This is a genomic window from Kitasatospora sp. NPDC051914 (assembly GCF_040680995.1).
Lineage (GTDB): Bacteria > Actinomycetota > Actinomycetes > Streptomycetales > Streptomycetaceae > Kitasatospora.
In genome coordinates this window covers 67,702-79,877 of record NZ_JBFAXX010000010.1, presented here as the reverse complement: position 1 = coordinate 79,877, position 12,176 = coordinate 67,702, and the positions used below count along the sequence as shown (strand labels likewise).

Annotated in this window: 8 protein-coding genes; 2 read left to right on the top strand and 6 right to left on the bottom strand. The window is 72.5% G+C overall.

The window, feature by feature from the left end:
- Positions 1-441 precede the first annotated feature (441 nt).
- Positions 442-1,908 carry an FAD-binding oxidoreductase gene (locus AB0M03_RS09355; RefSeq protein ID WP_363490170.1) on the top strand — a complete coding sequence of 489 codons (1,467 nt, stop codon included), beginning with the start codon at positions 442-444 and terminating at the stop codon, positions 1,906-1,908.
- Between the two features lie 140 nt (positions 1,909-2,048).
- Here AB0M03_RS09355 and AB0M03_RS09350 read toward each other — a convergent pair whose 3' ends face one another.
- Positions 2,049-2,102 carry an excalibur calcium-binding domain-containing protein gene (locus tag AB0M03_RS09350; protein WP_363490288.1) on the bottom strand — a complete coding sequence of 18 codons (54 nt, stop codon included), beginning with the start codon at positions 2,100-2,102 and terminating at the stop codon, positions 2,049-2,051.
- A 680-nt stretch (positions 2,103-2,782) separates the two neighbouring features.
- Here AB0M03_RS09350 and AB0M03_RS09345 point away from each other — a divergent pair.
- A complete protein-coding gene (locus AB0M03_RS09345) occupies positions 2,783-3,208 on the top strand; it encodes a hypothetical protein (RefSeq protein WP_363490168.1) in 426 nt (141 codons plus the stop codon).
- 616 nt (positions 3,209-3,824) lie between these two features.
- Here the strand turns inward: AB0M03_RS09345 and AB0M03_RS09340 are convergent.
- The 5 genes from AB0M03_RS09340 to AB0M03_RS09320 form a co-directional block, all read right to left on the bottom strand.
- Positions 3,825-4,826, bottom strand: a complete 1,002-nt coding sequence (locus tag AB0M03_RS09340) for a pirin family protein (RefSeq protein WP_363490166.1) — start codon at positions 4,824-4,826, stop codon at positions 3,825-3,827.
- Positions 4,827-5,302: 476 nt separating this feature from the next.
- Positions 5,303-6,412 carry a mechanosensitive ion channel family protein gene (locus tag AB0M03_RS09335; protein ID WP_363490164.1) on the bottom strand — a complete coding sequence of 370 codons (1,110 nt, stop codon included), beginning with the start codon at positions 6,410-6,412 and terminating at the stop codon, positions 5,303-5,305.
- Positions 6,413-7,155: 743 nt separating this feature from the next.
- Positions 7,156-8,661, bottom strand: a complete 1,506-nt coding sequence (locus AB0M03_RS09330; protein ID WP_363490162.1) for an FAD-binding oxidoreductase — start codon at positions 8,659-8,661, stop codon at positions 7,156-7,158.
- A 570-nt stretch (positions 8,662-9,231) separates the two neighbouring features.
- A complete protein-coding gene (locus AB0M03_RS09325; RefSeq protein WP_363490160.1) occupies positions 9,232-10,986 on the bottom strand; it encodes an FG-GAP-like repeat-containing protein in 1,755 nt (584 codons plus the stop codon).
- 434 nt (positions 10,987-11,420) lie between these two features.
- Positions 11,421-11,543 (bottom strand): hypothetical protein, encoded by a 123-nt coding sequence (locus AB0M03_RS09320; protein ID WP_363490158.1) that lies wholly within the window; start codon positions 11,541-11,543, stop codon positions 11,421-11,423.
- Positions 11,544-12,176 lie beyond the last annotated feature (633 nt).

The following is a 12,176-nucleotide window of genomic DNA, read 5'->3' as shown; positions in this document are numbered from 1 at the left end:
AGGACGTCGCTGGGGGAGAAGGGGCCCGCGGCGGCTCGCCCGGTGCCGAGTGGGAGGGCCTGTCCGCTCCGATGCCCTCCGCGGGTGCGCCGGCCCGGCTACCTCCTCGCCGCTGCTCTGCAGACCCGGCCCGTATGCAGACGTACCTCGCCGACCGCGTCAACCGTCTCCCGCCGGGCATCTGCGGGGTACGCTCCTCGGCTGGACCGGCCGTCCGCGTCGTTCCGGCGGGGCCGGCTTGTGTCGCGTGGCGACCGAGCGGGTCGAGAGAGAGCGAGCCAGGGCATGGACGATCGGACCGTCTCCCGCAGGGCCGTCCTGGGGGCCGGTGTGCTGGGTGCCGGGGGTGCGGCGGGCCTCGCCGGGTGTTCGGGCGGCGGGGCGGGGCGGCAGGGTACGCCGCAGGCGAGGGGCTCGAGCGGGGCTGCGCCTTCGGCCTCCGTGAGCGTGCCGCCGTCCGCCTCCCCCGGCTCGCCGAAGGCCGCCGACTGGGCGGGGCTGGCCAAGGATCTGGAGGGGCAGTTGATCCGCCCCGGGGACGCGCGGTACGCCGCGGCCGGCCGGCTGTTCCAGCCGCAGTACGACGCGCTCCGGCCGCAGGGCGTCGCCTACCCGGGGCACGCCGAGGACGTGGCCGCCTGTCTGGCCTTCGCACGCCGGTACGGGCTGCCGGTGGCCGCGCGCAGCGGCGGGCACAGCTACGCCGGCTGGTCCTCCGGGAGCGGGCTGGTGATCGACGTGAGCCGGCTGGCCGGGGTGTCGGGGAACGCGGCCGGGGCACGGGTCGGCGCCGGGGCGCGGCTCATCGACGTGTACACCGACCTGGCCGCCGCCGGGGTCACGGTGCCCGCCGGGAGCTGCCCGACCGTCGGGGTCGCGGGCCTCACGCTCGGCGGCGGGATCGGCGTCACCGGTCGGGCCTACGGCCTGACCTGCGACAGCCTCACCGGGGCGGAGGTGGTGACGGCCGACGGCCGGATCCGGACGGTCGACGCCTCCTCCGAGCCCGATCTCTTCTGGGCGCTGCGCGGAGGGGGCGGCGGCAACTTCGGGGTCGTCACGTCGTTCTCCTTCCGGACGCACCCGGCCGCGGACTGCTCGTACGCGTTCCTGAGCTGGCCGTGGTCCAAGGCGGCGGCCGTCATCGCCGCCTGGCAGGCCTGGGCGCCGGCGGCGCCGGACGCGCTCTGGGCGGACCTGCACCTGCTGGTGTGGGCGGACGGGCGGACCCAGCTGGGCAGCACCGTCGTCCACCTCGGCCCGAAGGGCGAACTGGCCGACCTGATCGACCGGTTGGCCGTCGCCCCGGCCGTTCCGACGCTGCACGGGGCGTCCTACCTGGCGACCATGCAGGCGATGGGCGGGGTCTCCGGGTACTCACAGGCCGCCTCGCACCTGCCGGGCAGCCTGCCCGGCCAGAACCCCGCCGGGCGGGTGTCCCGCGGTTCGTACGGCGCCAAGTCCGACATCTTCACCCGGCCGCTCGACGACGCCGGCGCCCGGGCCCTGGTCGCCGCCGTCGAGCGCTACCCGCGCACCGGCCCGCAGGGCGGCAGTGCCGGGGTGGCGTTCGACGCCCTGGGCGGCGCGATCAACCGGGTGGGTGCGGGCGACACCGCCTTCGTCCACCGCGACGGTCTCTTCACGGCGCAGTACACCGCCAACTTCCCGGCGGGGGTGACCGGGGGCACCGGCGCCGACCGGTCCTGGAGCTGGCTGGACGGCGTGTGGACGGCGATGCGCCCCTACGCGAGCGGGCAGGCCTACCAGAACTACATCGACCCCCGCCTGGACGGCTGGGAGCAGGCCTACTACGGGGCTAACGCGGCCCGGCTGCGGAGCGTCAAACGCAGTTACGACCCGACCGGGCTGTTCAGGTTCCCGCAGGCCGTGCCGCTCGGCGGCTGACGCGGCCACGGCCGGGGCGGCCGGGTCCGGGACGGCGTCTGCCGCGTCGACGAACCGGACGGCAGGTGCGCGGCCGGTTCTGCGGGCGGCCCGATGGATGCCCGAAGACCGGGAGCCCCCTGACTGCACAGGGAAGGCGGTCAGCCTGTTTCGCAGGCCAAGCCGTCGCCGTCGCGGTCCGGATGGGCGCGCAGCCGGGATCACGCGGGCTCGCGTCCGCATCGACTCCCGCCAGCTGATCCACTGCCACCGACGCCGACGGCTGCCACGCAGGGCACCTGTCGGCGGGCCGGAGCACCTTCCGCTGCAAGACAGAGGCCGTGCCCGCCGTCACGAACGGCTCCGACGTCATCCCGTCGCCCGGGTCCGGCGACCACCCCACTGCGCAGCCGCCCGGGCCCGGTGGCGGTCATCAGTCGCAGGTGTCCGGTACCGCGACCAGCTTCTCCTTCTCCGGTACGGTGATGCTCAACCCGTGCAGGTCCGCTCGGTGATCGCCTGGTGCGCGCCGGCGCCGAGGGCGCCGCCGGGGCCGTGCTTTCTGCGCATGGCGAGTGCATCCGCGTCAGCACAGCTCGAGCAGCCGACTCATTCCCGACCGACCGACCGACTGCGGCGAAAAACCGAGTGACATTCCGTGGGCGCGTGACGCTGTCTCAAGTGCACCGCCAACCCGGCTCTCTCACCGGATACGCGCGGGGGACAAGGGAGCATCATGGAGGCGGGGCAAGCGGCGGGGGCCGTTGTGCGACAGCGCAAGGAGCGGGCACCCGCAAGCCGGCCCGCACAGCCTCCCGAGCGTTTTCGGCAGGCGCTGCAAGCCGGTGGAATCCCGGTCCTCGACCACGCACCGCGGCGGTCCACCGGGGCGGTCATGTCCGCGTTCCACACGTCCGAGGGTACGGGCGGTGCACCGTCCGGCAGTTGGTGGCAGCGACGCCGGCTGGAGTGGATCGTGTGTCTCGCGGCCGAGCTGCGTGGCACATGGGGGCACGACTTCGCCGAAGGCCTGCCGGACGCCGACGACCTGCTGGTCCTGGTACGTCGCACCGCCGGGCAGGCAGCCGCGGCCGCGGCTGACCGCAGGCCGGCTGCGGAGGCGGTAACAGCTGCGATTCGGGAGGCTGCGCAGCACTTGGCCGACGCTGTTCCCGCCCTGGAGGCGGCCGCCCGGCTGTGGCCGACTCGCGCGTGCGCGCTTGCCTGCGCTCAGCTCGGTGCGGCGGCCCGGTCGATGGCCGACGCGGCCCAGGCCCTGGGTTCCGCCGCTGCGCCACCGTCCTCCGATCCGGATCTGTGACACCGGCCGGCGAAGCTCCGGCAGTTGCCAGGCCGGTCACGCTGTGGGCTTGCGGGCGCCGCCGGGGCGCCGCCGGGTGACAGGGCTTGATGCGCGGGCGGTGCGCCGGGGCGGCCGGGTGTGGCTGGAAGCCGCCGGGGTTGCCATTGTCGAGGTCGTACGGGTCGTAGGCGTCGGTGGAGTGGGTGCCGCCGTTCCGGTGCTCGTCGGACCGGGTGCTCTCGAGCGAGGTGGACAGCGGGTTGTGCCCGCTCGTACTCGAGGCAGGAGTCGACGGACTCGATAGCCGTAAACCCGGGTGCCGTCCCAGCGGGTGCGTTCAGGGGTGGCCGGCGAGTGCGGCGCGAAGCCGGTCGAGCCGGGCGACGGTGCGGGCGGCCCAGCCGTCGCGCGGGTGCAGCGGCACACTCGCCCTCACCCCGCTGTGTACCGGGTCGCGGACTTCCAGCACGAACGGGTCGGCGGTGTGCAGTCGGAGGTGGGCCGCTTCAGGTGGGGCAGGCGCGTCGGGGGCCTCGCCGAAGAGGTCGGGGCCGGGGACCCACCTGCCGGTGGCACAGGGGCATCGGGTCGGCCGACGATGCGCAGCGACGATTGCGGGAGCCACGCCCTGCCGTCACCGTTCCGGGCGACGATCGGCTCCCCGCGCGGTGTGCGGCATGATCGCGTCGTCCGGGATCACCCCGAGCCGGCCTGCCTGGTAGTCCTCCATGGCCTGGATGATTTCGGCCTTGGTGTTCATCACGAACGGCCCGTACTGGAAGACCGGCTCCCGGATCGGCTCCCCGCCCAGGATCAGCACGTCCAGGTCGGCCGTGTCGCCGTCGGGCCGGCTGCTCGCCGTGACGGTCAGGGCGCCGCCCGCGCCGAGGACCGCGAGCTGGTGAGCGGCGAGGGGTCGACCTTCGGTCCCCACCGAACCGTGTCCCGCCAGCGCGTAGACCAGCGCGTTGAAGTCGGGCCGCCAGGGCAGTACCAGGCGCGCTCCGGCAGCGATGGTGGCGTGTACGAGAGTGATCGGCGTGAACGTCGAGCCGGGGCCGGCATGTCCGTCGAGCTCTCCGGCGATGACCCGCACCAGCGCGCCGCCGTCGGCAGAGGACAGCAGCGTGACCTCGGGGCCTTCGATGCTCTGGTACTTGGGCGGGTTCCACTTGCTGGCCCTGGGCAGGTTGACCCACAGCTGGATGCCGTGGAACAGGCCACCGGAGACGACCAGCGCCTCGGGCGGCGTCTCGATGTGCAGGATCCCGCTCCCCGCGGTCATCCACTGCGTGGCGCCGTCGGTGATCAGACCGCCGCCCCCGTGCGAGTCCTGGTGCTGGAAGAGACCGTCGATCATGTAGGTGACGGTTTCGAAGCCCCGATGCGGGTGCCAGGGCGTCCCCTTGGGTTCGCCCGGTGCGTAGTCGACCTGGCCCATCTGGTCCATGTGGACGAACGGGTCGAGCGACTGTGTCGGAACACCGGCGAAGGCCCGGTACACCGGGAAGCCCTCGCCCTCGAACCCGCTGGGCGCAGAGGTCACCGTCGTGACCGGCCGCTGCGCGGCGACCTGCGGATCGGGCTCGGCGATACGCGGCAGATCCAGCACGTTGTCCACGGTCACGGCGGGCATGACACCCTCCCCGAGGGGGTCGGAAGGTCCGATCCAGTCTAGTGTTCGGGCGGCCCACGGGCATCTCACGCACCGGGCACTCGATCTTCGTGACCCGGCCGGGGCTGTGGTCTCGGCTCTGAGCGCCGGGCCCGGGCCGGGTTCGGTGGCCGTGTCCGGCTCAGCGGTGGCGCAGTGACCGGTGGTGCGGCTGAGGTCGACGCGTCCACGGCGGTGGCGGCCGCTGCGTGGCGGCGCCTGCGGGGGCGGTGGTGGCGGTTCACAGGCTTGCGGCGCAGGTGATCACCACCTCCCGCCTCCCGTTGTCCGCCTCCGCACCGGCCCTCGTCCTGGCGCCCCGCGTGTCGTTGTCGCAGGGGTGCCCGCCCATGAGCGCCAGCCGCACCCTGGTCACCCAGCAACCGGTCGCCCCGCAGTACGCCGCCCGGCCCGTCGGCGCCCTCGCCCGGACCGTCGCGGCCCGGTCCCCGTGCCGGCTACCGCCGCCGGTCCGCCAGCACCTCGGACGACGCTTCCCACTGGTGCGGAACCGGCGGGAGGGACGACGGTGCGCCCGCCCCGTCCTGCTGCAGCGAGACTGTGCGCGTGGGCGCGGGGATCGAGATGCCCTCCGTCCGGTACCGCTGGTGCAGGCGCTTGATGAACTCGTGCTTGATCCGGTACTGGTCGCTGAACTCGCCGACGCCCAGGATCACCGTGAAGTTGATCCTGGAGTCCGCGAAGGTGTGGAAACGGACGAGGGCCTCGTGGTCGGGCACGCCACCGCTGATGTCGGCCATCACGCTGTCGACGACGTCGAGGGTGACCTTCTCCACGTGGTCCAGGTCGCTGTCGTAGCCGACTCCGACCTGGACCAGGATCGACAGCTTCTGCTCGGGCTGGGAGTAGTTCGTCATGTTCGTCCGCGCCAGGCGGCCGTTGGGGATGATCACCAGGTTGTTCGACAGGTTGCGCACCACGCTGTTGCGCCAGTTGATGTCGACGACGTACCCCTCCTCCCCGCTGGTGAGCCGGATGTAGTCACCCGGCTGGACCGTCTTCGAGGCGAGGATGTGCACACCCGCGAAGAGGTTGGCGAGGGTGTCCTGCAACGCCAGCGCGACCGCGAGACCGCCCACCCCGAGGGCGGTGACCAGCGGGGCGATGGACACCCCGAGGGTCTCCAGGGCCACGAGGGCGCCCATCGACAGCACCACGATGCGGGTGATGTTGACGAAGATGGTCGCGGACGCGGCGACGCCCGTCCGGGACGCGGCCACCGACTGCACCAGCCCGGCCACGACCCGGGCCGCGCTGAGCGTCGCGATGACGATGAGCACGGCCGTCAGCGACTGGTTGACCAGCCCCGCGATCCGCGCGGTGAGCGGCAGGACGGAGGCGGCCACCGCGGCTCCGGCGATCACGGCCGCCCAGGGGACGATGGTGCGCAGCGCGTCGACGATGATGTCGTCCCCGCTCCACTTGGTCCTGCCCGCGTGCTTGCCCAGCCACTTCATCAGAGCCCGCAGCACCAGGCCGGCCACACAGCCGGAGGCCAGCGCGATGCCGGCCACCACCCAGTCGTGCAGGACCAGTTCCCGGGTCACCGTCCCGCCCCCGCAGCGTGGAGGGAGAGGGAACGGGCCGCCGCCGGCCGCCGTACGTGCTGTGTCGTCACCTTGTCGCCTGTCAGGTCGTGTTGTGCGCAGCCGCGCTGGAGCGGATGTACGCATTTCGAACGGAGTGCCATCCTGCCCCATGGCCCGGTTGCCGCCACAGCCGGACCCCGGTGTTCCGGCCGCCCGGCCGGCCGGTGGGGGAACGGCGGGAGCACGGAGGGACCACTCCGTCCGTGCGGCAGCGGGGTTGCCTTCGGCTGAAGCCCGCTCATCCCACCCCTTCGGCCGGCCCGAACCCGGCCGGCCCGTCTCCTGCACGGGCGGTCGACGTGCCAAAGCCTTCGGTGGGAGGGCCCTTCCGCACCGCTGAGGCACGCTCCCTTCTGCCCGTCCGCGGGCAGAAGGGGCCCGTCAATTCCGCCCACTGATACGACGTGATCCAAGAGGCAGGCCCGACCGGCTCTCGGCGCCCGCCGGACACCGCGCGGACCGGCGCCGGGACCGTAGCCCGAGAACTCGCCGACGAGCTGGAGCACCGCGGCGTGGACGCCGTGTGGGAGGCGGCGCTGCTTCTGCGCGGCGTGCCCGCCACCCGGCCGGTCCTCGGGCTGCCGGAGTTCACCGGGCGGAGCGCCTGCGCCACCCGGCCCGCAGCTGGCAGCTGGTGCCCGACGACGGCGCCCGGGCCGGCTGGGGCGCTGTGCCGTGAAGCGGCAGTCGGGCCGTCTGCGTCAGACGTTCTGCGGGGTGATGCCCTGGGCGTAGTGGAAGAGGCCTGCCGGGTCGTAGCGGTGTTTGACCAGGGTGAGGCGGGTGTAGTTGTCGCCGTAGTAGGCGTGCTGCCAGTCGGTGAGGTCGGGGTCGGGGAAGTTGACGTAGGCGCTGTGGGTGTTCAGGCGGCGGCGCAGGGTGTGGTGGACGGCGCGGGTCTGGGCCAGGAGGCGGTCCACTTGGTCGGACGGGGTGCCGGGCTTCCAGTGGGTGCCGATGTCGATGACGTAGGTCGCGGTGCGGTGGGGGTAGGCGGTTTCGTCGGGGCGGGGCCGATCGCTGGCGCCGCCCATGGCGAAGAGGGTGACGTAACCGGTCGCGCCGGAGGGGCCGGGCTGCCAGGTGCGGGTCCACTCGACGATGTCCGCCACGGTGGCGGGGCTCAGCCACCGGTCGGGGACGAGGGACTTGGAGGCGTAGCAGTCCTCGGCTCCGGGAGGTTCCATGAGGTAGTCCTGGGCGGTCCAGAAGTCGCGTTCCTCGATGAACGCCTTGTCGGGGTGCAGCTCGAGGATCGGGGCGAGGAGGCGGCGCAGGATGCCCTCGGGGCCGAGGTACTGGCCTAGGAACCACAGCACGGTGTGGCCGTCGCCGGTGTTCTTGAAACCGACGCGGATGTCGAGGTTGCCGGCCCGGTCCGCGTCGAGGAGGTGCTGGAGTTCGCCGACGGCGGGCTGGGCGGCGGTGAGCGGGAAGGTCAGGTCGAAGACGGTGGCGCGCTGCCGGTCGACCGGTACGGCGTCGAAGACGAAGGCGGTGTTGATGCCGAAGTTGCCGCCCGCGCCGCCGCGGCAGGCCCAGAACAGGTCGGGGTTCTCGTCGGCCGCGGCGCGCACCAGGGTGCCGTCGGCGAGGACGAGGCGGGTCTCGACGAGCCGGTCGCAGGTCAGACCCCACTTGCGGTCGTTGAAGCCGAGTCCGCCGCCGAGGGTCAGGCCGGCCACGCCGACGCCGGGGCAGCGCCCGCCGGGGAAGTACAGGCCGGCGGCGCGGGCGGCGTAGACGTCGGAGTTGGTGGCGCCGCCGCCGAGGTGCAGCCGCCTTCCCGCCGGCGTGACCCGGTTCATCGCACGGAGGCTGACGACCAGGCCGGTGGTGGTGGAGTACCCGGCGTAGTTGTGGCCGCCGGAGCGGGGTGCGAGGGGCACGTCGTGGCGGGTGCACCAGCGGACGGCGGCGCTCACGTCGTCCTCGGTGGCGCAGGCGAGCACTCCGGCAGGTCGGACCGCGGCGTAACGCTGGTTGTCGGCGACGGCCTGGAGCGGGTAGTCGGGGTCGCCGGGGCGGTAGAGCCGGGCGGCCGGGCTGAGCCGGCGGCGCAGGTCCCGCCAGGCGGCGGGCCCGGGGTCCAGCGGGCGGGGGTGCGGGGCGGCTGCGGCCGAGGGCGTGGGGGATCCGGGCGCGAGGGCGAGGCCGGCTGCGGCGACGGCACCGGTGCGCAGGACGGATCGTCGGTCGATCGGCATGGGGCTCCCGTTCTGCACGGCGCCCGGCGGGCCCGTCCCGCGGCGCACAGCGCAAGGGTGGGGCCGCACGGGGCTATGAGCCGCGGTGACACTCGGTAGTCGAACGGGATTCACGCGAATGCCCGGGCCTACCCGGTGGGCCTGCGCCTGCCCGGGGCGGCGGTCACGGTGGACATGGCGGTGGTGGGCTTCTGCGACTCCTCCGGCCTCAACGTCCTGCCGAACGCCGGGCCCCGCCGGCAGGGCGTCCCGGTGCAGATGCCCCGCCTGGACGGCAAGTACCTGCTTGCCGCCTCCGATCCCGGCTGTCCGCCGAGGACGTCGCGCTCGGGTACAAGAAAACGCGCTCCGGAGCCGTGGGTGGACGGCTCCGGAGCCTCGTCATGCCAATCGCCGCAGGTCGGCCCGCAGATTCAGCTCTGCCGTATGCCGGCCGACCGTCGAGCCCGGGGTCGAGTGCGTCCTTGGCCGGAGCACAGGATCAGCGAGGGCCGCTCTCGCGTTCGGCACATACCCATGGTGGCGATCACGTTCGGGACGGTGCTCGACACCGGGCTGTGAAGAACAAGCTCAGAGCATGTTCGTGTAGATGTTCCAGCCGGCGCCGAACTTCACCCGGGCGGCGAAGGTCGCGGTGCCGGCGTTGCCCGTCGAGGAGTACCGGTACATGTCGCCGTTCTTGACGCGGGCGAGCACGTCGCCCTTGCTGTCCCCGTCGATGTCACCCGGCGCGATCAGCATGTCGTAGACGTCCCAGCCGGTGGCGACCTGTTCCCGGGCGGCGAACGGCGCGGTGGACGTCCCCGTGCCCTTGAAGAGGAACAGCCGGCCGGAGGTGTCCCGGGCGAGCAGGTCGGGCCGTCCGTCGCCGGAGTAGTCGCCGGCGCCGACCAGCGCGTTGTAGGCGTTCCAGCCGCTGCTGACCTTGATCGGCGTGCCGAGCCTGGGGTACACCGCCCCGTCGCCGGGGTGCAGCCACAGGACGCCGGCCGCGTCGCGGCTGAGCAGGTCGCCCTTGCCGTCGCCGGTCAGGTCGCCGGGGCCGACCATCAGGTTGTAGTTCCAGGTCGAGCTGACCTTCTTGCCGCGGATGTACAGGTCGCTGCCGATGTTCTGCACGTAGATGGCGTGGTTGTGGCTGTTGAGCCCGGTGGCGTACGTGTTGCGGGAGCCGCGCGGCTCCGTGCCGACCCCGGTCGGCGGCGTCCGGTAGGTGCCGTCGGCCAGCGCCTCGTACTTGACCAGGGTGCCGTCGGTCTGGGTCATGACGTTCTGGGACTTGCCGTAGAGCTGCGTGGTGCCGGCACCGACGATGAACCTGTTGAACTCGTAGCCGTCGCCGAAGTACTCCGGTGCGGCGAAGTGCCCGCCGCCGGTGGACTTGAACCAGTACTGCACGCCGTCGCGGTCGCGGGCGAGCAGGTCGCTCAGGCCGTCGCCGTCCCAGTCGTCCGGGCCGGTGATCACGTTGTAGGCGTTCCAGCCGGTGCCGACCTTGACCCGGGCCTTGAGCGGAGCGGTGGCGCTGCCGGCCCCCTTGTGGAACCACAGCTCCCCGGCCAGGGTGCGGGTGAGGACGTCGCCGAGGCCGTCGCCGTCGACGTCGCTGGCCCCGACGATCTGGTCGTAGATCCCCCAGCCTGAGCCGACCTTGACCCGCGCGTTGAAGGGCTTGGTGACGGTGCCCGTCCCCGTGTAGAGCCACAGGTCACCGGCGAAGTCGCGGGCCAGCAGGTCGGGGTGGCGGTCTCCGGTGACGTCCCCGGTGGCGATGACCCGGTTGTACTTCTGCCAGCCGGTGCCCGACCACAGGGGCGCAGACGTGGAGGTCGGGCCGGCCTCGTAGAGCGTGAGGACGCCGTCGAAGGAGAGGGAGAGCAGTTCGGGCTTGGTCGTGCCGCCCACGTCGCCCACCGGCAGCAGGTCCTTGAACGAGGCGTCGGGGTCGGTCTTGGAGATCGCGTAGTCGCTCCACTCCCGGAGCGACGTCAGGTAGACGGCCGTGGACTGATCGTACTCCATGGAGATCAGGTCACTGCGGCCGTCGCCGTCGACGTCGTGCCGCGGCTTGGCGGCGGCGGTCACCTGCTCGGACGGCCCGGACGGAGCGGGCATGACGACGGTCGGATACCCGCCGGCGCCGGGCGGCGCGGCATCGGGGTCCGACACCGGTGCGGCGTCGGTCACCGGCTGCGCGACGACGGGGTCGGCCGCGCGGTGCTGCGGGGCGGCCGTGCTCGGGGCGGTGGCGAGAGCGCCGACAGCCAGGGCGAGGACGCCCCCGGCGGCCAGGACCCCCAGACGTCCGCGGTACGGTGCGGTCAAGATCCCCCCTCGGGATCGAACGTGTGGACCCACCCGGGCGCCTCGTGCCCCGCGACCGGGACACGCGTCGGCGCGTGAACGGTCCCCACTTCCTTCCCGCACCGTACGGACCGATCCTGTGGATTCCTTGTGAAGCTGCTTCACCTCCGCCACTCCGACGACGCGCCGTGATCGCCGCCATCCGCGCCGGCGGCGCGGCGCGGTCGCACAGGAAGGCCTCGGCAACGTGTCAGCCGCTTCTCACGGTTCGAACCTCCGTGGACGACTGTGCGGCCACGCTGCGGGAATGCCGTACGAGCTCAACGCCGTCATTGGAGGTTTCGACCTCCTCATGAGCCGGACCGCACGGGACAAGGGCTTCGTACCCGGTCGTACGGCAAAGCCCCTTCGGCCGGAGTCGACCGCCTCGCCCAGCGGCCGGTACTCGTAGCCGATCAGCCCTGTCGGACACCGATCTGCAGCAGATCAGCGACGATCTCGGCGGGGACCTCTGGTGAACCGCTGATGCGGATCACGTCGTACTGAGGCAGTCGCAATGGCGGCAGGTCCTGGCTCACGCGAGACATCTTCCTCGTGCCCCGGCGGAACCGGGAAGCTGCGAGCTGGGCATGCCACCGAGGAATGTCGGACCTGACATCACGCGTTCAAGTTCAGTACCCACCGCCCCCGCACCCGCCGAGTGAATGGACACACTCCAAGTCCATTTGTCTACAAGGGTATTGCCTCGACCGGGTGGCCGCATAAATCTCACCGAAGTGCGTTTTCGAACCTCCGTGGCGAGGAACAAACTCCGGCACGGCGCAGGCAAGTGCCGCACGCGCGAGGTGTGCGGACCCGGGGTGGCACCGGGTCGACCGAACACGTCATCCGCCAGGAGGCATCTATGGCCGAGCCCCGCACTCCTGTGACTACTCTGCGTGTTCAAGGCGTCCACACTCCGCAGCGGTCGGCGGCTCCTCCGGCCTGGTCCGCTCGGGTGCAGACGCCGCCGGGACCGAACCCGCGCAGGCTGTCGGCGCCGACAGGTCCACGCCGAGACCATGCCGTGAGCGTGATCGACGGCTGCCGTAACGGCGCTCGGACGGCACCGGCGCACCACCGGATGAACGGTGCCATCGGATGAACGGCACCGAAGTCGAGGCGTACCGGCTCTCGATCGTCGCCTGCGGACGACTTCGGACCGCACTGCA